This window comes from Nonomuraea sp. NPDC049646, from assembly GCF_044465525.1.
GTDB lineage: Bacteria > Actinomycetota > Actinomycetes > Streptosporangiales > Streptosporangiaceae > Nonomuraea.
On sequence record NZ_JBITLU010000005.1, the window covers coordinates 602,078 to 623,034 of the forward strand.

Annotated in this window: 18 protein-coding genes; 11 read left to right on the forward strand and 7 right to left on the reverse strand. The window is 70.1% G+C overall.

Annotated features, from left to right (window positions below):
• Positions 1 to 23 precede the first annotated feature (23 nt).
• The 4 genes from ACIBQ8_RS18435 to ACIBQ8_RS18450 are packed head-to-tail and all read left to right on the forward strand — an operon-like array spanning position 24 to position 3,386.
• Positions 24 to 587 (forward strand): hypothetical protein, encoded by a 564-nt coding sequence (locus tag ACIBQ8_RS18435; RefSeq protein WP_397179436.1) that lies wholly within the window; start codon positions 24 to 26, stop codon positions 585 to 587.
• The gene (locus ACIBQ8_RS18440; protein ID WP_397179435.1) at positions 584 to 1,768 is read left to right on the forward strand and encodes a S8 family serine peptidase; all 1,185 of its coding nucleotides are present in this window, start codon (positions 584 to 586) and stop codon (positions 1,766 to 1,768) included. Before ACIBQ8_RS18435 ends, ACIBQ8_RS18440 begins: the two co-directional genes overlap by 4 nt.
• Positions 1,769 to 1,794: 26 nt before the next feature.
• Positions 1,795 to 2,202 carry a Zn-ribbon domain-containing OB-fold protein gene (locus ACIBQ8_RS18445; protein ID WP_397192506.1) on the forward strand — a complete coding sequence of 136 codons (408 nt, stop codon included), beginning with the start codon at positions 1,795 to 1,797 and terminating at the stop codon, positions 2,200 to 2,202.
• 26 nt (positions 2,203 to 2,228) lie between these two features.
• A complete protein-coding gene (locus ACIBQ8_RS18450) occupies positions 2,229 to 3,386 on the forward strand; it encodes a lipid-transfer protein (RefSeq protein WP_397192520.1) in 1,158 nt (385 codons plus the stop codon).
• A gap of 91 nt (positions 3,387 to 3,477) precedes the next feature.
• Here ACIBQ8_RS18450 and ACIBQ8_RS18455 read toward each other — a convergent pair whose 3' ends face one another.
• From ACIBQ8_RS18455 to ACIBQ8_RS18475, 5 genes are all read right to left on the reverse strand, one after another.
• Positions 3,478 to 4,494: an ABC transporter ATP-binding protein gene (locus tag ACIBQ8_RS18455; RefSeq protein ID WP_397179433.1), complete on the reverse strand. Its 1,017-nt coding sequence runs from the start codon at positions 4,492 to 4,494 to the stop codon at positions 3,478 to 3,480.
• Positions 4,478 to 5,515, reverse strand: a complete 1,038-nt coding sequence (locus ACIBQ8_RS18460) for an ABC transporter ATP-binding protein (protein ID WP_352361745.1) — start codon at positions 5,513 to 5,515, stop codon at positions 4,478 to 4,480. The genes ACIBQ8_RS18455 and ACIBQ8_RS18460 overlap by 17 nt, the downstream gene beginning before the upstream one ends.
• A gap of 13 nt (positions 5,516 to 5,528) precedes the next feature.
• The gene (locus ACIBQ8_RS18465; RefSeq protein ID WP_397179432.1) at positions 5,529 to 6,509 is read right to left on the reverse strand and encodes an ABC transporter permease; all 981 of its coding nucleotides are present in this window, start codon (positions 6,507 to 6,509) and stop codon (positions 5,529 to 5,531) included.
• A complete protein-coding gene (locus ACIBQ8_RS18470) occupies positions 6,502 to 7,446 on the reverse strand; it encodes an ABC transporter permease (RefSeq protein ID WP_397179431.1) in 945 nt (314 codons plus the stop codon). Before ACIBQ8_RS18470 ends, ACIBQ8_RS18465 begins: the two co-directional genes overlap by 8 nt.
• A gap of 130 nt (positions 7,447 to 7,576) precedes the next feature.
• Positions 7,577 to 9,211 (reverse strand): ABC transporter substrate-binding protein, encoded by a 1,635-nt coding sequence (locus ACIBQ8_RS18475; RefSeq protein WP_397192507.1) that lies wholly within the window; start codon positions 9,209 to 9,211, stop codon positions 7,577 to 7,579.
• Between the two features lie 470 nt (positions 9,212 to 9,681).
• Here ACIBQ8_RS18475 and ACIBQ8_RS18480 point away from each other — a divergent pair, with 470 nt between their 5' ends.
• The 3 genes from ACIBQ8_RS18480 (at position 9,682) to ACIBQ8_RS18490 (ending at position 11,766) form a co-directional block, all read left to right on the forward strand.
• A complete protein-coding gene (locus ACIBQ8_RS18480; protein ID WP_397192508.1) occupies positions 9,682 to 10,617 on the forward strand; it encodes an ABC transporter permease in 936 nt (311 codons plus the stop codon).
• Positions 10,610 to 11,476: an ABC transporter ATP-binding protein gene (locus tag ACIBQ8_RS18485; RefSeq protein ID WP_397179429.1), complete on the forward strand. Its 867-nt coding sequence runs from the start codon at positions 10,610 to 10,612 to the stop codon at positions 11,474 to 11,476. The genes ACIBQ8_RS18480 and ACIBQ8_RS18485 overlap by 8 nt, the downstream gene beginning before the upstream one ends.
• 134 nt (positions 11,477 to 11,610) lie before the next feature.
• Positions 11,611 to 11,766: a hypothetical protein gene (locus ACIBQ8_RS18490; protein ID WP_185845322.1), complete on the forward strand. Its 156-nt coding sequence runs from the start codon at positions 11,611 to 11,613 to the stop codon at positions 11,764 to 11,766.
• A 510-nt stretch (positions 11,767 to 12,276) separates the two neighbouring features.
• On the opposite strand, the gene ACIBQ8_RS18495 is transcribed toward ACIBQ8_RS18490, so the two are convergent.
• Positions 12,277 to 13,191, reverse strand: coding sequence for a hypothetical protein (locus ACIBQ8_RS18495; protein ID WP_397179428.1), 915 nt, complete (start codon positions 13,189 to 13,191; stop codon positions 12,277 to 12,279).
• Between the two features lie 465 nt (positions 13,192 to 13,656).
• Positions 13,657 to 14,973, reverse strand: coding sequence for a KamA family radical SAM protein (locus ACIBQ8_RS18500; protein ID WP_397179427.1), 1,317 nt, complete (start codon positions 14,971 to 14,973; stop codon positions 13,657 to 13,659).
• A gap of 175 nt (positions 14,974 to 15,148) precedes the next feature.
• Between ACIBQ8_RS18500 and ACIBQ8_RS18505 the strand changes: the two genes are divergently transcribed.
• The 4 genes from ACIBQ8_RS18505 (at position 15,149) to argS (ending at position 20,941) form a co-directional block, all read left to right on the forward strand.
• Complete coding sequence (locus tag ACIBQ8_RS18505; RefSeq protein ID WP_397179426.1) at positions 15,149 to 15,709, forward strand: DUF1707 domain-containing protein; 561 nt, start codon at positions 15,149 to 15,151, stop codon at positions 15,707 to 15,709.
• Between the two features lie 155 nt (positions 15,710 to 15,864).
• Positions 15,865 to 16,884 (forward strand): phosphate acyltransferase PlsX, encoded by a 1,020-nt coding sequence (gene plsX / locus ACIBQ8_RS18510; RefSeq protein WP_397192509.1) that lies wholly within the window; start codon positions 15,865 to 15,867, stop codon positions 16,882 to 16,884.
• Between the two features lie 41 nt (positions 16,885 to 16,925).
• Positions 16,926 to 19,217, forward strand: a complete 2,292-nt coding sequence (locus ACIBQ8_RS18515) for an HAD-IC family P-type ATPase (RefSeq protein WP_397192510.1) — start codon at positions 16,926 to 16,928, stop codon at positions 19,215 to 19,217.
• Positions 19,214 to 20,941 (forward strand): arginine--tRNA ligase, encoded by a 1,728-nt coding sequence (gene argS, locus ACIBQ8_RS18520; protein WP_358298708.1) that lies wholly within the window; start codon positions 19,214 to 19,216, stop codon positions 20,939 to 20,941. Before ACIBQ8_RS18515 ends, argS begins: the two co-directional genes overlap by 4 nt.
• Positions 20,942 to 20,957 lie beyond the last annotated feature (16 nt).

Consider the following 20,957-nt stretch of genomic DNA (forward strand, 5'->3'; position numbering starts at 1 on the left):
CTCCCCTCCCGTTCGAGGTTGACGTGTACCAACTGTCCGTCGTGCTGCTCTCCATCCTGTCCATGTTCTGCCCGCAGGCCGACGCGCCCGTGCCGGAGCGCTGGCACGCCTGGCCGGTGACGCGGATCTTCCCCCTGGTCGTGCCGGGCCTCAGCCCGTCGGGGGCCAGGGTGACGTACGTGCTGGCGGGCGTGGCTCCGGAGGCGCCGTGCCGGGTGGCGTTCCAGGCCGCCGCGGTGCGGCCCGGCTGCCTGACCGCCCTGCGGGCCACGTACGCCGACAGCACCCAGACGTACGTGGCGACCGTCGGCATCGCCGTGCTCGGCGTGCCGGGCCCCGGGACGTACCGGGGGGCGCGCCCGGCCACCGTGCGTCCTGTGGCCTTCCCCGGCGGGCCGGCCGAGCGGTTCGGCCGGCGGCAGTACGTCACCGGGGCGCTGGCCGGGTCGGGCGACCCCTACCTCGTGGCGACGGCCGCGGGGTACGCCGACGGGCGGGCGTACCGGCCGGGCGACCGGGCCGCGCCGCGGCTGCGCGGGGTCGCCCGGCAGCTCGCCGAGACGTTGTACCGGGCGCTGACCCGATGAGGGCGCTCGCGTCCCTGCTGCCGGCTCTGATCCTGGCGGCCGGGGTCGCGGGCGTGGCGTCCAGCGCCACCGACGACGTGCGGACGGCGGCCTCGCCGAGCGTCCCCGGCGGCGTGGGCGCCGCCGCGCGGGCCCGGCAGTGGCAGCTCGCGGCGCTGCGCGCGCCCAAGGCGTGGCGGGAGAGCCGGGGCGCGGGCGTGCTGGTGGCCGTCCTGGACACCGGCGTGAACGGCCGCCACCCCGACCTGCGGGGGGCCGTCGTCCAGGGCCCCGACCTGACCGGCGCGCCGCCGCGGCTGTGGGGGCACCACGGCACCGCCATGGCCGGCCTGATCGCCGGCCGCGGGCACGGCGAGAGGCGCGCGGAGGGCGTGGTCGGCGTGGCCCCCGCGGCGCGGGTGTTGTCGATCAGGGTCACGCTGGAGAACACCGACCCGCTGCGCGCCGAGCAGCGCGCCGGCCGCCGCGACGCCCTGGCCGCCGGCATCAGGTACGCGGCCGACCACGGCGCGGACGTGATCAGCATGTCCCTCGGCGGCGGCAGCGGCGCGTGGGAGGGCTCGGCGGCCGAGGAGGAGGCCGTGCAGTACGCGCTCGCCCGCGGCGCGGTCCTGGTGGCCTCGGCGGGCAACGACGGCGACACGGCCAACAGGAAGAACTTCCCCGCCGCCTACCCGGGCGTGATCGCCGTGGGCGCGGTGGACCGGCGGCTCCGGGTGGCCCCCTTCTCCAACCGCCAGGACTACCTGTCGGTGGTCGCGCCGGGCACGGACGTCGTCACGGCCGACGGCGGCGACGGGTACGTGGCCGGCGACGGCACCAGCTCGGCGGCGGCCATGGTCGCGGGCGTGGCCGCCCTGGTGCGGTCGGCCCATCCGGACCTGTCGCCGTACCAGGTGCGCACGGCCATCGAGCGCGGCACCAGGAGGCGGCCCGCGCGCGGCCACAGCCCCGCCTACGGGCACGGGGTGGCCGACGCGACGCTCGCCCTGCGGGAGGCCCGGCGGCTGGCCCACGGAAGGGCCTCACCGGCCGCCCGGCCCGGCCCGTACTTCGGGCGGGGGCCGGCCCGGCCGCCCGCCTCCAGGGCGCCGGTCGTGGCCGGGATGGTGGCGCTGGCGGCGGCCATGTCGGCGCGGGTGGTCGCGACCCGGCGGAGGCGGCGCGGGGATTCACCCTAGCAAGCGCTTGTGTGATACTCCTGGCTATGACCTTAGCGATCGACGGCTGGTTCGCCATCGACGAGGACGGCGCCACCCACCTCCTCGGCACCACCTGCCTGACCTGCGGGACCGTCGCCTTCCCGCCGCAGCCCGGCCTGTGCCGCAACCCGCGCTGCGCGGGCGAGGAGACGGCCGAGGTCCGGCTGCCGCGGCGCGGGCGGGTCTGGTCCTACACCGAAGCCGACTACCCGCCGCCGGAGCCGTTCGTGGCGGCGCGGCCGTACCGGCCGGTCACGCTGGCCGCCGTCGAGCTCGACGACGCCGGGCTGGTGGTGCTCGGCCAGGTCAAGGACCTCACGGCGGCCGATCTGGAGGTGGGCATGGAGCTGGAGCTCGTGCACGGGCCGCTGGCCGACGGGCCGCTGGTGTGGATGTGGGGGCGGGCCTCGTGAGCGCGGTGGTGGTGCTCGGCGCGGGCATGCACCCGTGGGGCAAGTGGGGACGTCCCTTCGCCGAGTACGGCGTCGCCGCCGCCCGCGCCGCCCTCCGCGACGCCGGCGTGGCCTGGACGGACGTCCAGTACGTGGTGGGCGCCGACACGATCAGGAACGGCTACCCCGGCTTCGTCGCCGGCGCCACCTACGCCCAGGCCCTGGGCTGGACGGGCGCCAGGATCGCCTCCTGCTACGCGGCCTGCGCGTCGGGGGCCCAGGCCGTGGACATCGCGCGGACCAGGATCCTGGCCGGGCTCTGCGACGTCGCGCTCGTGGTGGGCGCGGACTCCACCCCCAAGGGCTTCTTCAAGCCGGTCGGCGGCGACCGGCCCGACGACCCCGACTGGCTGCGCTTCCGCCTGCTCGGCGCGACCAACCCCGCCTATTTCGGCCTGTACGCCCGCCGGCGCATGGCCCTGTACGGCTCCACCGGCGACGACTTCGCCGCCGTCAAGGTCAAGAACGCGCGCGCCGGCTCGCTCAACCCCATGGCCCGCTACCGCCGCGCGGTCACGGCGGAGGAGGTGCTCGCCTCACCCATGGTGGCCGACCCGCTGCGCCTGATGGACATCTGCGCCACCTCCGACGGCGGGGCCGCGGTGGTGCTGGCCTCGCAGGCGTACGCCAGGCGGCTCGGCGCGACGGCCCCGGTGCGCCTGGCCGCCGTCTCCACGGTGACCCCGACCTTCCCCAACACGATCCTGGAGCTGCCGAACTTCGCCACCGAGTCCTGCGCCGCCGTTCCCGCGCCCGAGAGGCCCTTCAGGGCCGCGATCGCGCACGCGGCCTACGAGGAGGCCGGCCTCGGCCCCGAGGACGTCTCCTTCGCCGAGGTGTACGACCTGTCCACCGCTCTGGAGCTGGACTGGGTCGAGGACGTCGGCCTGTGCCCGCCGGGCGAGGCGGACAAGCTGCTGCGGGCGGGCGAGACCGCGCTCGGCGGCCGGGTGCCGGTCAACCCGTCGGGCGGCCTGGCCTCCTTCGGCGAGGCGATCCCGGCCCAGGCGATCGCGCAGCTGTGCGAGCTGACGTACCAGCTGCGCGGCGCGGCGGGCGGGCGGCAGGTGCCGGGCGCGCGCGTCGGCCTGGCGGTCAACCAGGGGCTCTTCGGCCACGGCTCGGCGATCGTGGCCACCACGTGACTGTTCGGCCAGGGCTCGGCGATCGTGGCCACCACGTGACAAGGCCCTCCGGGAAGGAAGTGCTCCCGGAGGGCCTCACGGTCCAGCGCGGTCAGCCCGCGTGCACCACGTCGTGCGTCTCGGCGAAGTGACAGGCGCTCTCGTGCCCGGTCCCCGTCCGGATCTGCAGCAACGGCTCCTCCTCCGCGCAGATCTCCTGCGCCTTCCAGCAGCGGGTGCGGAAGCGGCAGCCCGACGGCGGGTTGGCGGGCGAGGGCGGGTCGCCCTGCAGGATGATCCGCTCGCGCTGCTCCCGGCCCTCGGGGTCGGGAACCGGCACCGCCGACAGCAGCGCCTGCGTGTACGGATGAGCCGGCTTGTCGTAGATCTCGACGTCCTTGCCGAGCTCCACGAACTTGCCCAGGTACATCACGCCGACCCGGTCGGAGATGTGGCGGACCACCGACAGGTCGTGGGCGATGAAGATGTAGGCCAGGTTGAACTCGTTCTGCAGCCGCTCCAGCAGGTTGATCACCTGGGCCTGGATCGACACGTCCAGCGCCGAGACGGGCTCGTCGCAGACGATGATCTCCGGCTGCAACGCCAGGCCGCGGGCGATGCCGATGCGCTGCCGCTGGCCGCCGGAGAACTGGTGCGGGTAGCGGTTGATGTGGTCGGGGTTGAGCCCGACGACCTCCAGCAGCTCCTGCACCTTGCGGCGGCGGTCGCCCTTGGGCGCCACCTCCGTGTGGATCTCGTACGGCTCGCCGATGATGTCGCCGACGGTCATCCGGGGGTTCAGCGAGGTGTACGGGTCCTGCATCACCATCTGGATGTTGCGGCGCATGCGCTTGAGGTCGCCGCCCCTGGCCTTGGCGATGTCCTTGCCGTTGATCTTCACCGAGCCCGAGGTCGGCCGTTCCAGCGCCATCAGCACCTTGGCCAGCGTGGACTTGCCACAGCCGGACTCGCCCACGATGCCCAGCGTCTCGCCCCTGTTCAGGTCGAACGAGACGCCGTCCACGGCCTTGATCGCGCCGATCTGCTTCTTGAAGACGATGCCCTGGGTCAGGGGGAAGTGCTTGACCAGGTCGCGAACCTCAAGGATGCGCTCACTGCCGTTCGCCATCGAGGACCTCCCTCCAGTAGTGGCAGGCGCTGCCACGCGTGCCGCTGATCTCGTAGAGCTGGGGGGCGGCGGTCACGCAGTTGTCCTGCCGGTACGGGCACCGGGGATTGAACGCGCACCCGCTCGGCAGGTCGAGCAGGTTGGGCGGCAGACCCTTGATCGCGTACAGCTCCTGGCCCTTGAGGTCCACCCGGGGGATGGACTCCAGCAGGCCCTTCGTGTACGGGTGCGCCGGCGCCCGGTAGATGTCGTGCACCGGGGCGTTCTCCACGATCCGGCCGGCGTACATGACCGAGATCTTGTCGGCCACGTCCGCCACGACGCCCAGGTCGTGGGTGATCAGGATCATGCCCATCTGGCTCTCGCGCTGCAGCTCGGCCAGCAGTTCCATGATCTGCGCCTGGACGGTCACGTCCAGGGCGGTGGTCGGCTCGTCGGCGATCAGCACCTCGGGGTCGAGCGCGATCGACATCGCGATCATGATGCGCTGCCGCATGCCGCCCGAGAACTGGTGCGGATAGTCGTTGACGCGCTGCCGGGCGGCCGGGATGCGGACCTTGTCCATCAGCTCGACGGCCTTGTTCATGCCGTCGCGCTTGGACATGCCGCGGTGGACCCGGAACATCTCGCTGATCTGCCAGCCCACGGTGAACACCGGGTTGAGCGCCGAGAGGGCGTCCTGGAAGACCATCGCGATGCGCTGGCCGCGCACCTGGGTGCGCGCGTCCTCCGAGAGCTTGAGCAGGTCGGTGCCCTTGAAGCGGATCTCGCCCTTGGGGATGACGGCCGGCGGCATGTCCAGGATGCCCATGATCGCCTGAGCGGTCACGGACTTGCCCGAACCCGACTCGCCGAGCACCGCCAGCGTCTCACCGGGGTTGACCGTGTAGCTCACGCCGTTCACCGCGCGCACGACGCCCTGACGCGTACGGAACTCCACGTGCAGATCGTCCACCGCGAGCAGCGGTTCGTCGCCCAGCCCTCCCTCGGCGGGCAACACGTCTGTCGACGTCTTCTTCACTTGATCCCCCCTTCTACCTGAGCTTCGGATCGAGAGCGTCACGCACGGCGTCGCCCAGCATGATGAACGCGAGCACCGTGATGCTCAGGAACAGGGCCGGGAAGAACAGCGGCAGCGACGCGTCGAGGAACCGCGGCCGGGCGTCGGCGATCATGAGGCCCCACGAGATGTCCGGCGACTGCACGCCGACCCCGAGGAACGACAGCGCCGCCTCCGCCGCGATGTAGCCGCCGAGGTTGATCGTGCTGACCACGATCACCGGCGCCAGCGAGTTCGGCAGCAGGTGCTTGAACATGATGCGCCACTGGCCCGCGCCCACCGCGCGCGCGGCGACCACGAAGTCCTGGCTCTTGGCCGTGATCACCGAGGCCCGCATGATGCGGAACACCATCGGCCAGCCGAGCACCGCCAGAGCCGCGATGACCAGCATGATGCTGTTGATGCCGCTGTCGCGGAAGGTGGCGGCGATGAGCAGCGCGCCCAGGATCGGCGGGATCGCGAAGAAGATCTCGGTGACCCGGGAGGAGACCGAGTCGATCAGGCCGCTGCGGAAGCCGGCGAACAGCCCCAGCAGGCCGCCCACGATCATGGTGATGATCGTGGTGGTCACGCCGATCACGATCGAGTTGCGGGCGCCGTAGATCGTCCTGGCGAACACGTCACAGCCCTGGCTGTCCTTGCCGAACGGGTGCCCCACGCTGGGGAGCTGCCGGGCGGTGGACAGGTCGCAGGTCTGGGCGTTGGTCGGGTCGATCGAGGTGAACAACGACGGCCAGAACGCCATGACCAGCAGGATCGCGATCAGCACCGCGGAGACGATGAACATCGGCCGGCGGCGCAGGTCGTACCAGGCGTCGGTCCACAGGCTGGCGGGCTTCTCCTGCTTCTGCTTGCCGCGCCTGCCCTGCTTGTCGGGGGACGGTGGCGCCGGGGCCTCCGTGACCAGCGACTTCGCTTCCGGCAGCATGGGCCCGACGTTTGCTTCGTTACTCATAGCGGATCCTCGGGTCGAGCACTGCGTACAACATGTCGACGACCAGGTTGGCCAGGATGTAGATCAGCACCAGCACCGTCACGATGCCCACGACGACCGGTTGTTCTCGCAGCAGGATCGATTGGAACAGCTGGTTGCCGATGCCCGGCAGGTTGAAGATCGTCTCCGTGATGACCGCGCCGCCCATCAGGTTCCCGAGGTCGGCGCCGAGGTAGGTGACCAGCGGGATCAGGGCGTTGCGTAGCCCGTGCCTGCCGATGACGCGGCGTTTGGCCAGGCCCTTGGCGGTGGCCGTGCGGATGTAGTCCGCGCGCAGCGTCTCCACCAGGCTGGTGCGCGTCAACCTGGTGAGATAGGCGATCGACGTGCCGGCGAGCACGAAACCGGGCAGCAGGTAGCTGCGGAACCCGGCCGAGATGCCGGCCACGGGGAAGATGTCGCTTCCCGTCCACAGCTTGAGCTTGACTCCGAGCACGAGCTGCAGCACGAAGCCCGTCACCAGCGTGGGGACGGAGATCAGCAGCAGCGTCGAGGCGAGGATGGCGGTGTCGGAGGCCTTGCCGCGGCGCAGCGCCGCCCACAGGCCGAGGCCGACGCCGATGATGGCCTCCATGACGAGCGCGGTCAGCGCGAGGTTCAGCGTGACCTGGAACTTGCCGGCCATGAGCTGCGAGACCGGGATCCTGGAGAAGGTGGTCCCGAAGTCGCCGTGGAACAGCACGCCGCTGAGGTAGTACCAGTACTGCAGCAGCAGCGGATCATTCAGGTGGTACTGGTCGCGCAGGACCTCGGCCACAGCCGGGTCCAGGCGCTTCTCGCCCGCCAGTGCCTGGATGGGGTCGCCGGGCAGGGCGAAGACGATCGCGAAGATGAGTAGCGTGGCGCCGAGCAGGACGGGTATCGCCTGCAGCAGTCGCCTGATGACATAACGGCCCATTCAAGCCCTCCGGTACATGCGTGGAGGCAGTCACCCTCGTAGCCGCGGTTTGCCCGGCCCCAAAGTGACTGCCTCCAAGCTCAGTCCTCCGATGGGCGGACGGCAAGAGCCGTCCGCCCGGCGAATGACGTCAGGCCTTCTCGATGTCGGCCCACTGAACCTGGTTGAGCAGGTTCAGCTTGACGCCCTTGACCTTGGCGGAGTGTCCGAAGTTGCTCCGGTAGAAGTAGACCGGGATGTACGGCATGTCCTTGATCAGGATGTCGTCGGCCTGCTGGTAGAGCTTGAGGCCCTCGGCGGCGTCGGCGGCCTGGTCGCCCTTGGCGACGATGTCGTCGAACTCCTTGTTCTCGTAACCGCCGTAGTTCGAGCCGGTCGAGATGGCCTGGGTGCCGAAGATCGGCGTCAGGTAGTTCTCGGCCGACGGGTAGTCGATCGACCAGCCCATGCGGAACAGGCCCTTGTACTTCTTGGCGTCCAGGTCGTCCAGGATGGCCTTGAAGTTCTCGAACGGCTTCGGCGTGACCTCGATGCCCAGGTTGGCGCGGAGGTTGTTGGCGACGGCCTCGATCCACTCCTTGTGGCCGCCGTCGCCGTTGTAGCCGAGCTCCAGCTTGGTCGGGCCCTTGGCGTCGGCGTAGAGCTTCTTCGCCTCGGCCGGGTTGTACGTGCAGGCCGTGCAGGCGCCCTGACGGTAACCGGGGATGGCCGGGTTGATGAAGTCGTCGGCCGGGGCGCGGGTGCCCGCGAAGACCGTCTCGGTGATGGTCTTGCGGTCGATGGCCATGGAGATGGCCTTGCGCACGTCCGGGTTCTTGAACTCGGGGTTGTACTTCAGCGGGACGCCGATGTAACCGACAGAGGCGTCGGGCTCGTCGAAGTAACGGTCGCCGAGGACGGACTTGGCGGTCGCGATCGCCGAGGCGGGCAGCGAGTCGTCCACGTCCAGGTTCTCGGCCTGGAGGTCCTGGAAGGCGGTCTCGGCCGAGCTGTAGATCTTGAACTGCAGCTTGGTCCAGTTCTTCGGCTTGGGGCCGGGGAACTTGTCGTAGACCGTCATGTCGATGGTCTGCGCGCCGCCCTTCTTGTAGGGCTTGTCGACCTTGAACAGGCCCTGGCCGATCGGCTGCTCGCCGTAGGCCTGGGTCACCTTGCCGTCGGCGCCGAGCGCGGAGGCCGGCAGCGGGTAGAAGGCGGTGTACCCGAGCATCGTCTTGAACTGCGAGAACGGTGCGGACAGCGTCACCTCAAGGGTGCTGTCGTCGACAGCCTTGAGGCCCTTCATCTCCTTGGCCGTCGGCGTCTTGCCCTCGCCCGGGTGGACGTCGGCGAAGCCGTCGATGCGGGAGAAGAAGGCGGAGGAGCTCATGGCGTTGTCCTGGTTGGCGCCATAGTTCCAGGCCCGCGCGTAGTCGGCTGCGGTGACCGGCTTGCCGTCGTGCCAGGTGTAACCGGCCTTGAGCTTGATCGTCCAGACCTTGCTGTCCTGGGTGGTGATCGACTCGGCGGCCTCTTCAACCGGCTGCTTGTTCTCGTCGTACTTGACGAGCGGCGAGAACACCGCGGCGAGGACTTCGGAGCCCTCGGTCTCGGTGGTGTTCAGCGGGTTGAGGAGCTCCTGAGGCTCACCGATCTCCATGCGGACCGGCGTTTCGCCGCCGCCCGCGGCAGTGCCGCCGTCCGAGGCACCGCCGCCACACGCGGCAACCGCGAGGGCGAGCAGCGCGGTACCGGCGACGATCTGTGCGCCCTTAGTAACACGCATGGTGAAAAAAATCCTCCCTCTACAGGTGGGCGACAGCGCTGAGCTGCGGTGATGGTAAGCAGCCTGACGGGGGGTTCCTGGTATCCCCCGGATTTGGCTGACATGGTCAAACCAGCCGACGCCCTGCCAGTCGATCGCGACTATCCCTTACTACTTGCCACCAGCGAGTCTCTGGCGCGTTGCAGTTCGGTCACACGTGCGCCAATCCAGCGTCACAGACATTCTTCCTGCAATAGTACAAACACCCCAAGGATGCTCAAACAGGTCAAGCTTCGACGTGAACGGCGGATGAAAATTACCCCCTACAGGACCGTGGTCGCGCCCTTCCCGCCATGGCCCGCCTCGCTGGGCTACGGTTGAGCGAGTCTTGACGGCACCTTGGAACCTGGCGCCCCAAGACTCCGTCCAAGCATCTGCCGCGTCCCTCGCGGCAGGCACCCCACCGACCTGGATCCAATAGAGTCCTAGCCATGAGCCAGCCGGAATCCGCTGTCGCGGACGCCCAGGCGGGCGGCCGAAGCGGGCAGGAGCCGCTGGCCAAGCTCGCCGAGAGATACGGACTTCGCCGTGCCATCGCGCGGCCGAGGTTCCCTGTCTATCTGCGCCAGCTCTGGGAGCGGCGACACTTCATCCTGACGTACGCGACGTCCCGCAACGTCTCGAAGTACTCCAGCTCGGCCCTGGGCCAGCTGTGGCAGGTGCTGACCCCCCTCCTCAACGCCGGCATCTACTACGTGATGTTCGGCGTCATCCTGGGCGGCCGGGGCGGCATCGAGAACTACCCGGCCTTCCTGCTGACCGGGATGTTCGTCTTCACCTACACCCAGCGCGTGGTGACGGCGGGCGCCAAGTCGATCTCCGGCAACCTGTCGATGATCCGCGCCCTGCACTTCCCGCGCGCGTCGCTGCCGCTGGCGTACACGATCCAGGAGTTGCAGCAGCTCGCCATCTCCATGGGCGTGCTCCTCGTCATCGTGACGGCCACCGGCGAGTGGCCCACCTGGTTCTGGCTCATGATCCCGGTGGTGCTGGCGCTCCAGACGATGTTCAACATCGGGGCCAGCCTGGTGATCGCGCGGATGGGCGCCCAGATGCGCGACCTCAACCAGTTGCTGCCGTTCATCACCCGCACCTGGCTCTACGCCTCGGGCGTCTTCTTCTCGATCCAGGACAAGGTGGTCGGGTCCGCGGAGCTCCCGCAGTGGGTCGCCGACGTGATGTACCTGAACCCGACGGCCTCCTACATCGAGTGGATGCGCGACATCCTCATCAAGAGTTACCACCCGCAAAGCGGACACTACCCCCCGACCATGGTGTGGGTGTCTTGCGTATTCTGGGCAGTGTTCGCTCTCGGCTTCGGCTTCTGGTACTTCTGGCGGTCCGAGGAGAGGTACGGGCGTGGCTGAACTGACCGAGGAGCTGTCACAGGTGAAGGGCGAGGAGCCCGCCGTCCGCGGCAAGGACGTGAGGGTGCACCCCAACCCGGAGCCCCGGGGCAAGAGTCCGCTCGACGTACCCACGGGCACCCCGACCGTCATCGTCGACGACCTGCACATCGTCTACCGCGTCTACGGCACGGCCTCCGACAACGAGAAGGGCAACGCGGTCAACGCCCTCACGCGCCTGCTGAAGCGCCAGGGCCGTCCGCAGATGAAGGAGGTCCACGCGGTCAAGGGCGTGACCTTCGTGGCCTACCACGGCGACGCCATCGGCATCGTGGGCCGCAACGGGTCGGGCAAGTCCACGTTGCTGCGCGCCATCGCCGGCCTCCTCCCGCCGCACGAGGGCGCCGTCTACACCGACGGCCAGCCGTCGCTGCTCGGCGTCAACGCCGCGCTCATGCGCGAGCTGACCGGTGAGCGCAACATCGTCCTCGGCTGTTACGCCATGGGCATGACGCCGGCGGAGGTCAAGGAGAAGTACCAGGAGATCGTCGACTTCTCCGGCATCGACGAGTTCGTCCAGCTGCCCATGTCCACGTACTCGTCGGGCATGGGCGCGCGGCTGCGCTTCGCCATCTCCTCGGCCAAGACCCACGACGTCCTGCTCATCGACGAGGCCCTGGCCACGGGCGACCGCGAGTTCCGCAAGAAGAGCGAGGCCCGCATCCGGCAGATCCGCGAGTCCGCCGGCACGGTCTTCCTGGTCGCCCACGACCTCAAGGTCATCGAGGAGACCTGCAACCGGGTCATCTGGCTGCACAAGGGCAAGATCCGGATGGACGGCGACCCGAAGGAAGTCATCGCCGCCTACAACAAGGGCTGAGCCCGCCCGCTTTTCGATCACCTGCGCGAAACGTGGGTGACTCGTGCGCCGAAACACTGACACCGTGACTGCCGTTCCGATAGTATTCGAACGCGGATTCGATCCAAGGAACGCTGATGGAGTGGGGGCGCGCGATGGGAGAGCTTTCGGCCGCGATCGACCACCTGGCCATCGAAGACGTGGCCGAGATCCCCAGGATGCAGCTCGCCGAGCAGCTGCTGGAGCTTCACTGGCAGATGGCCCGGTTGCAGGCCCAGATAGCCCGGCGCACCGGCGTCCGGCTGCCCTAGCGGGCCGCGCCGCGCAAGGGGGGACACGAGAAGGCCGCCGACCCCGTGGCGGGGCCGGCGGCGGGCTCGGCGCGGCGCCGCTGCCCTGCAGTCAGCGGCGGCACGCGGGTGCGAACCCCCGGGCCGGAGCGCATCCGCCCAGACCCGTGGCGGGCCCGTCCGCCCGAGCGGCGGACCCGCGACCGACGCGCGGCAGTGCCGCCGGGGCGCTCGGCACCTTGTGAGCGCACACCATCGGCCTGTCCTGTCGGTGCGACGACGCCCCCGTCGTTCCGCGGGCGTCCACCGACGCCGGGGAGAGCGGGAACCCGCCGTCGCGGGAACAACCTGGCACCTGAACGCGGGCCACCTCACGGCCGTCACGGCCGGTTCGCGAGCGTCGGCACCTTGGACGCCGGCGAACCGCCGCACGGCCCTCGGCGGGGCCGCGTGCGCGCGTCGTCACGTCATGTCCGGGACGCGCCCGCGCGGGTCACGTCCGCGACACGTTCGGGACGCGCCGCGCTCGCCTCAGTCGCGAACCCAGGAGCCCCGCACCGAGCTCGTCAGCGCGTCGCTGCTCCAGCCGAGGGCGGAGACCATGTCGCTGTAGGAGCCGGCGGCCTTGGAGCCGTTGGCCGAGACGAGGCCCGCGGTGTCCTGCATGAGCGGGGTGATCTCGTCGACGGACGCGGTCCGGGTGGTGCCCGGCAGCGCCTCGACGACCGGCGCGGCCTCGACGGGGGCGACCTGCCCGACCATCGGGGCCAGCTCGCCGCCGGACGCGTGCGGCAGGGCCATCCGGGCGGCGCGGGTGAGCCCGCCCATCCCGGACTCCATGGACAGGTCGCGCAGGCCCTTGGTGGCGCCCGTCATGGTCGTGGTGGCGGTGCCGGCCGTGCCGGAGCCCGTGCCGGGCAGCAGCGCGCCGCCGCCCACCTTGCCCATCGCGCCGCCGACCGAGGCCCCGGCCAGGGCGGTCATCGTGTCCATCGCGCCGCGCAGCGGGGCGCTCGTGCCGGCGTTGCTCTGGGGCGCGCCCTTGACCAGCGGCTGCGCCATGCGCGCGCCGCCGAGCAGCGGCAGCGACTTGGCCAGGCCCCGGCCGCCGCCGCCGATCGCGCCGCTGCTGAGGATGGGCGACAGCTCGGGCAGCGGGCCGCTCTGGCGGGTGACGTCCTCGGCCGCGTTCGGCGTCATCGCCAGGCTGGCGCGCCGGTTCTCGTCGGCGATGTCGCGCGCCCTGGCCTCGCCTGCGGCGTCGGCCGACTTGGACTTGCCGGCCCCGGTCAGGCCGCCGAGGCCGCCGCCCAGGCTGCTGAGCAGCCCGCCGCCGAGCAGCCCGCCGAGCAGGTCGAGCGGGCCTCCGCTGGTGCCCCCGCCCAGGCCGTCCAGCGGGACGATCTTGGCGGTGTGAGTGAATTGAACTTCTGCTTGAGCTGGCACGGCCAAAGCCGCCGCCAAGCCGAATGCTGTGACGGCAACGGCCGCCTTGACTACTCGATTCATGATTGCCTTCCCGGCTCGTGATCGATCGCTCTCGAATGCGGTGGAAATGCGAATCGATAACCCCCGAATGCCGTGGCGCACACGCTATGGGCACCACACGAAGCGTGCTGTCACGGCTGAGCTACGGAAGCAGTTGTATCACTGACGGTGATCGCCCGCAGGCGGCCGGAAAGCCCATGTAGCAGGGTTTGCAGCCCGGTTACCGAGTAAAGGGGGAGCGTTGAGCGGAGAGACAAAACGGGAAATACCCCGGTTTTGATTTCGATTCCGCGCGGACCCGATCGCCATCGGGACCGCGACGCCGACGTGCGCCCGCACGGCCCGCGAACAAGTGGTCGCATTAACAAATGTCACGGGCCGGGGGCGCACAATTCAGTGGCGGTGGCGCGAGAACGCGACCACTCAGATGGGCAGCAAGGCGTCGGCCGGCTCGAACGGAAAACGCTCGGCGAACGCCGGGCGCAGATCCGTCAGCCAGACCGCGGACGGGTCGTACCTGGCGAAGAACGGCCGCCCGACCAGCTCCGGGTCGCGGGCCTGGATGAGGTGGAGCACGAAGACGCGCTCACCGGCGATCTCGGTCACCCCGTCCACGCACACCTTGCCCGGCGTGGCCGACATGGACGGCCCCCGGACCGTACGGCAGAGCCCGGAGACGGTCGAGTAGGCGTCCCTGAAGATCTCGTACGCGCGGGCCAGCGGGACCGCGAAGTAGTCCTGCGGCCCGGTGTCGCGCTCGACGAACATGTAATAGGGAATCAGCCCCATCCTCAGCTGCCGCCGCCACATCGACGACCACACCTCGGGATCGTCGTTGATCGACCTGATCAGCGGCGCCTGGGTCCTGATCGTGGCCCCGCTGCCGAGGATGCGTTCGACCGCCGACTCCACCAGCGGCGAGTCCAGCTCCCGCGGATGCGAGAAGTGGGCCATGAACGCCAGGTTCTTGCCGGCCTTCACCACCTCCTGGAACAGGCCGAGCGTGGCGTCGGCGTCGGGGTCGGTGGTGAAGCGCTGCGGCCAGTAGGCCAGCGCCTTGGTGCCGATGCGGATGGATTCGAGCTGGTCGAGGCCGAGCAGCGGCTCGATGTAGCGCCGGATCACCGGCTCGCCCATGATCATGGCATCGCCGCCGGTGATCAGGACGCTGGTGACCTCGGGGTGGTGGCGGATGTAGGACACCATCCGGTCGATGTCGTCGGAGGCGAACTTCAGGTCCGCGTCCCCGATGAACTGCGCCCACCGGAAGCAGTAGGTGCAGTAGGCATGGCAGGTCTGCCCCTGTTTAGGGAAGATGAGCACTGTCTCTGGATATTTGTGCTGCATGCCGGGCACCGGTTCGTCGCCCATCCTCGGGACGTTGAGCTCCTTCTGCCCGGCCGGATGCGGATTGAGCTGCGCGCGGACGCGGTTGGCCTCGGCCTGGACCTCGCCGTTGGGGGCCTCGGCCTTGAGCAGGTCGGCCAGCCTGGCCACGTCCGCGGCGGGAAGCATGTCCTCCTGCGGGAAGACGAGGCGGTAGATGGGATCGTCGGGCGCCGCCGACCAATCTATGAGTTCATCCACGACATAGGCGTTCGTCCGGAAGGGCAGCACCGTGGCCACGGCGCGGACCCTCAGCCGCTCCTCGTCGTCCAGCCCCGCCCGTCGCAGGAGCTCGTCGAGGTGCTTGGACGTGTACGCCTTGAAGCGTCGGGTACCTGCCTGGTTCAAGATCACTAGGCCTTTCCCATCTTTTTTGTTCGATCGCGTGTAAACCTCACGACCCAGTCGCGCGTCTACGGTTCTTAATATCCGGACGCGACGCGCCGCGTCCCCGGTTCCACTGGGCTCCAAGTTTCCTTGCAGCTTTGACACTCGCGACATATCGCGAATCGACATACACTGATTCATCGTGACCGAGGATCTCGACCTGCGCGCCTCCGACGCCGACCGCGACCGCGTCGCGGCCCTGCTCGGCGACGCGCTCGCCACCGGAAGACTCACCAGCGTCGAGCACGCCGACCGTCTGGAGATCGCCTACACGGCGAAGACGATCGGCGAGCTCGTCCCCCTCACCCGGGACCTGCCCGAGGTGTCCCGCCCGTCCGCCCTGCCCGAGGCCATCGAGCACCAGGTGATCAGCTCGAAGTTCAGCAAGATCGTGCGCAAGGGGCGCTGGGTCGCCTCCCGGCGCACCAAGCTGTCGGCCCGCTTCGGCGCCCTCGTCATCGACCTGTCCGACGCCGTGCTGCCCGGCCGGGAGATCACCATCGAGACCGACGCGAAGTTCAGCAAGCTGATCGTCCGGGTGCCGGAGAACGCCCACGTCATCGACGAGGGCAGCTCGATCTTCGGCAAGCGCAACGTCAGCGGCGGCTCGGCGGGCGACGGCCCGCTGATCCGGGTCACCGGCTCGTCGAAGTTCTCCAAGGTCATCGTGACCCGCGGCCTCGACGACTGGAACCTCCACTGACGGGCCCCCGCGACTGGAACCGCCGCGCCGGGGAAGCAGGGAGGTCCACCCGCCGGTCGACCTGACATCCGGCCTGCCTACGATGCGGAGATACACGAGCCCGCGTACCGGCCCGGCCGGGCGACGGCGGGCTCGTCTGTCCCACGAGGTGACCATTGTCCGACAGCAGGCCCGTCGCGCTCGACGCCATGGGCGGCGACCACGCTCCCCACGAGATCGTGGCCGGCGCGGTCCACGCCGTACGGGAGCGCAAGCTGCCCATCGTGCTCGTCGGCTCACCCCGCATCCTGTACGAGGCCCTGGCCGACCACGACGCCACCAAAGAGGTCCCCATCGTCAGGGCGGAAGAGGCCCTGGCCATGGACGAAGGCGCCCTGGCCAGCCTGCGCCGCCCGCGCTCCAGCATCGCCATCGCCTGTCACCTCGTCCGCCGCGGCGACGCCTCGGCCGTGGTGTCGGCCGGCTCGACCGCGGGCATCGTCGCCACCGGCCGCCTCCGGCTCAAGGCCCAGCAGGGCGTCCTGCGACCGGCCATCGCCGTGGCGCTCCCGACGCTCCCCACCCCCACCCTCCTGGTGGACGCCGGTGCCAACGCCGAGGTCAAACCGGAGATGCTGCTGCAGTTCGCCCACCTCGGCGCGGCCTACGCCGAGCTGGCCTACGACATCCCCGAGCCCCGGGTCGGCCTGCTCACCATCGGCAGCGAGCCGGAGAAGGGCAACAAGCTCGTCAAACGCGCCCACGAACTGCTGCAGTCCTCCCCCGGCATCCGCTTCACCGGCAACGTCGAGGGCCACGACCTCCTCACCGGCAAGGTCGACGTCATCACCACGGACGGCTTCACCGGCAACGTCGCGCTCAAGACCATGGAAGGCGCGGTCCGGTACGCCTTCGGCGAGCTGGCCGAGACCATCGGCGAGAGCCGGATCGCCAAGTTCGGCGCGCTCATGCAACGCGGCCGCCTGCGCGAGCTGCGCCGGCGCCTCGACGCCGAGGCCCACGGCGGCGCCGTCCTGCTCGGGCTGAACGGGACGGTGGTGATCGCCCACGGCTCCTCCAGGGCGCCCGCGATCAGCGCCGCCTGCCAGGTCGCCGCCGACCTCTCCGCGGGCGGCATCGTCGCCAGGATCGGCGACCGGATCGCCGCCACGCATCGCTCACACAGACTCTGGTGACGCCGTAGTGTGTGAGACCGATCCACAGGAACGGGGGAAATGTGGACGGCCTCACCTCAGCACAGGTCGCAGGGGCGAAGACCAACGAGGTGCCGCGGCGGTCGAGCAGATCGCTCAGCGCGATCATCAGGGCGAACGTGTTCACCCTGTTCAACCTGGTCATCGGCGTGCTCTGGGCGCTGATCCTGATCTTCGGCGAGTGGCAGGACGGCCTGTTCGGCCTGGTGATCGTGGCCAACGCGCTGATCGGCATCGTCCAGGAGCTGCGCGCCAAGCGCACCCTCGACAAGCTCGCCGTGATCAACGAGGCTCCGGTCCGCGTCCGCCGCGACGGCCGTGAGCAGCAGGTCGAGCCGCACCGGGTCGTCCTCGGCGACCTGGTCCTGCTCGGCTCCGGCGACCGCCTGCTGGTCGACGGCGAGGTCGTCGGCTCCGACGGCCTGGAGGTCGACGAGTCGCTGCTGACCGGCGAGGCCGACCCGGTGCACAAGAAGCCCGGCGACCAGGTGTTGTCGGGCAGCTTCGCGGTCGCCGGCGCCGGCGCGTACGTCGCCACCCGCGTCGGCACCGACGCCTACGCCGTGCGGCTGGCGGAGGAGGCCAGCAAGTTCCACCTCGCCCACTCCGAACTGCGCGAGGGCGTGGCGAACTTCATCAAGTACATCACCTGGCTGGTCGTGCCGATCGGCGCCCTGCTGATCTACAGCCAGCTGCACAACTCCGCCGACTTCTCCACCGCCATCACCGGCGCGGTCGCCGGCATCGTCACCATGATCCCCGAGGGCCTGGTGCTGATGACCTCGATCGCGTTCGCCGTCGGCGTCATCCGCCTCGGCCGGCGCAAGTGCCTGGTCCAGGAGCTGCCCGCGATCGAGGGGCTGGCCAGGGTCGACGTGCTCTGCCTGGACAAGACCGGCACCCTTACCGCCGCCGGCATGGACCTCGACCAGGTGCTCCCGCTGCGCGACGGCCAGCCGGTCGAGCCCGCGCTGGCCGCCCTGGCCCACCTCGACGCCCGTCCCAACGCCACCGCCCAGGCCATCAGGGCCCGCTACCCCGCCCCCGCCGACGGCTGGTCGGCGGCCTCGTCCGTGCCCTTCTCCTCGGCCCGCAAGTGGAGCGGCGCCGACTTCGGCCGGCACGGCGCCTGGCTGCTGGGCGCCCCCGACGTGCTGCTGCACGACGGCGAAGGCTACGACAAGGCCGCCGAGCTGGCCGCCACCGGCACCCGCGTGCTCGTCCTGTGCCGCACGCCCGACCTGCGGGCCGCCCAGGACGGCGGGCCCGTCGAGCCCGTCGCGCTGGTCACCCTCAGGCAGCGGATCAGGCCCGACGCGCTCAAGACCCTCGGCTACTTCGCCAAGCAGGGCGTCACGGTCAAGGTGATCTCCGGCGACAACCCGGAGGCGGTCTCCGCCATCGCCATGAGCCTGAAGATCCCCGGCGGCGACCGTTCCATCGACGCCAGGACGCTCCCCCACGACGACCCCGCCAAGCTCGGCGAGCTGCTCGACTCCCACACCGTGTTCGGCCGGGTCAGCCCGCAGCAGAAGCGCCAGTTCGTCGGCGCGCTCCAGGCCCGCGGGCACACCGTGGCCATGACCGGCGACGGCGTCAACGACGTCCTCGCCCTCAAGGACGCCGACCTCGGCATCGCCATGGGCGCGGGCAGCCCGGCCACCAAGGCGGTGGCCCAGGTGGTGCTGCTGGACGACAAGTTCGCCACGCTGCCGCACGTCGTCGGCGAGGGCCGCCGGGTGCTGGCCAACATCGAACGCGTCTCCAACCTCTTCCTCACCAAGACCTTCTACGCGATCGTGCTGTCGCTGGCCGTCGGCGTGGCCGGGGTGATGTTCCCGTTCGCGCCCCGCCACTCCACCCTCACCAACGCGCTGACCATCGGCATCCCGGCGTTCTTCCTGGCGCTCGCGCCCACGGTCGAACGGGCGCGGCCGGGGTTCGTCCGGCGGGTGCTGCGCTTCGCCGTGCCGGCGGGGGTGCTGTGCGCGGGCGCGGTGCTGCTGTCGTTCTGGGCCGCGCACAGCGGCACCTCCACCCTGACCGAGGACCAGACGTCCGCGGTGATCACGCTCTTCCTCACCACGTGGTGGGTGCTCGTGCTGATCACCAGGCCGCTCAACTGGTGGCGGATCACGCTGCTGGCGTCCATGGCGGGGCTCTTCGCGCTCGCCCTGTCGCTGCCGCCCGTCCGGCGCTTCTTCGCCCTCGCGCCCGGCGACCTCAGCAACGACCTGACGGCCGTCGGCATCTCCCTGGTGGCCGCTGTTGCGATCAGCATCGCGGTCAAGGTCGCCGGTACCCTTAGAACATGACCGACCCGCAGATAGTGCTCACCGAGCGCGTCCAGCAGGCGCTGGCGAACGCGTTCGGCGCCGAGCACGCCGACGCAGACCCGCTGATCCGGCCCTCCCAGTTCGCCGACTTCCAGGCGAACGTCGCGATGAGCCTGGCCAAGCGCCTGCGACGGTCCCCGCGGGAGGTCGCCGAGGCGATCAAGGCCGAGCTGTCCGACTTCCCCGGCACGGTCGAGGTCAGCGGCCCCGGCTTCCTCAACATCACGCTCGCCGACTCCTGGATCGAGTCCCAGGCCGCGGGCATGCGCGACGACCAGCGCCTCGGCGTCGGCACGAGCACGCCCGCGCAGACCATCGTGATCGACTACTCCGCGCCCAACGCGGCCAAGGAGATGCACGTCGGCCACCTGCGCACCACCATCGTCGGCGACTCCCTGGCCCGCCTGCACGAACACCTCGGCAACAAGGTGATCAGGCAGAACCACCTGGGCGACTGGGGCACCCCGTTCGGCATGCTCATCGAGCACCTGCTCGACATCGGCGAGCCGGCCGCGGTCGCCCAGCTCGAAGCGGGCATGGGCACCGAGTTCTACCAGGCGGCGCGGGCCAAGTTCGACGCCGACGAGGGCTTCAAGCAGCGCGCCCGGGTCCGGGTCACCACCCTCCAGTCGGGCGACCCGGCCACCATGCGCCTGTGGCACGTCTTCATGGACGCCACCGTCCGGTACTTCAACAAGGTCTACTCCCTGCTCGGCGTCACGCTGACCGACGCCGACCTCGCCGGCGAGAGCATGTACAACCCCATGCTGGAGAAGACCTGCGCCGACCTGGAGTCGTCGGGCGTCGCCGTCCACAGCGAGGGCGCGCTCTGCCTGTTCCCGCCCGGCTTCACCGGCTCCGACGACAAGCCGCTGCCGCTCATCATCAGGAAGAGCGACGGCGGCTACGGCTACGCCTCCACCGACATGGCGGCGATCCGCTACCGCGTCCACGACCTGAAGGCCGACCGCATCCTCTACGTGGTGGGCGCCGACCAGGCGCTGCACTTCCGCATGGTGTTCGCCTCCGCGCAGATGGCCGGCTGGCTGCCCGACACCGTCTCGGCCGAGCACGTCCAGATCGGCATGATGCTCGGCAAGGACGGCCGCCGCTTCAAGACCAGGTCGGGCGAGTCCATCAAGCTGATGGACCTGCTCCAGGAGGGCGTCGAGCGGGCCTCGGCGGCCATCGCCGAACGCGGCTACGACGAGGCCACCCGCAACGAGATCGCCCTCGCCGTCGGCATGGGCGCGGTGAAGTACGCCGACCTGTCGGTCAGCCACGACAGCGAATACGTCTTCGACTACGACCGCATGCTGGGCTTCACCGGCAACACCGGCCCGTACATGCAGTACGCCACCGCCCGTATCCGGTCCATCTTCCGCAAGGCGGACATGGAGCCGGCGGCCGCCACGTCCCCGATCCTCCTGGCCGAGCCCGCCGAGCGCGCCCTGGCCCTCCACCTGCTCGGCTTCGGCACGCTCATCGAAGAGGTCACCGCCCGCTCCGAGCCCCACCGGCTGTGCAACTTCCTCTTCGAGACGTCGAGCCTGTTCAGCACGTTCTACGAGCAGTGCCCGGTGCTGCGGTCCGACGTCGAGCCCGAGACCCGCGCCTCGCGGCTGGCCCTGTGCGCGCTGACCCTGCGCGTACTCGAAACCGGCCTCGACCTTCTGGGCGTCCCCGTCCCCGACCGCATGTAACAGGCAGTTGGCTCAA

What these genes read in the sequence shown, in the direction of transcription:
- ACIBQ8_RS18465 (WP_397179432.1), bottom strand. Translation starts at nt 6,509, where the DNA reads ATGAGTAACGAAGCAAACGTCGGGCCCATGCTGCCGGAAGCGAAGTCG.
- ACIBQ8_RS18475 (WP_397192507.1), bottom strand. Translation starts at nt 9,211, where the DNA reads ATGCGTGTTACTAAGGGCGCACAGATCGTCGCCGGTACCGCGCTGCTC.
- ACIBQ8_RS18455 (WP_397179433.1), bottom strand. Translation starts at nt 4,494, where the DNA reads ATGGCGAACGGCAGTGAGCGCATCCTTGAGGTTCGCGACCTGGTCAAG.
- argS (WP_358298708.1), top strand. Translation starts at nt 19,214, where the DNA reads ATGACCGACCCGCAGATAGTGCTCACCGAGCGCGTCCAGCAGGCGCTG.
- ACIBQ8_RS18445 (WP_397192506.1), top strand. Translation starts at nt 1,795, where the DNA reads ATGACCTTAGCGATCGACGGCTGGTTCGCCATCGACGAGGACGGCGCC.
- ACIBQ8_RS18470 (WP_397179431.1), bottom strand. Translation starts at nt 7,446, where the DNA reads ATGGGCCGTTATGTCATCAGGCGACTGCTGCAGGCGATACCCGTCCTG.
- ACIBQ8_RS18490 (WP_185845322.1), top strand. Translation starts at nt 11,611, where the DNA reads ATGGGAGAGCTTTCGGCCGCGATCGACCACCTGGCCATCGAAGACGTG.
- ACIBQ8_RS18480 (WP_397192508.1), top strand. Translation starts at nt 9,682, where the DNA reads ATGAGCCAGCCGGAATCCGCTGTCGCGGACGCCCAGGCGGGCGGCCGA.
- ACIBQ8_RS18440 (WP_397179435.1), top strand. Translation starts at nt 584, where the DNA reads ATGAGGGCGCTCGCGTCCCTGCTGCCGGCTCTGATCCTGGCGGCCGGG.
- ACIBQ8_RS18450 (WP_397192520.1), top strand. Translation starts at nt 2,229, where the DNA reads ATGCACCCGTGGGGCAAGTGGGGACGTCCCTTCGCCGAGTACGGCGTC.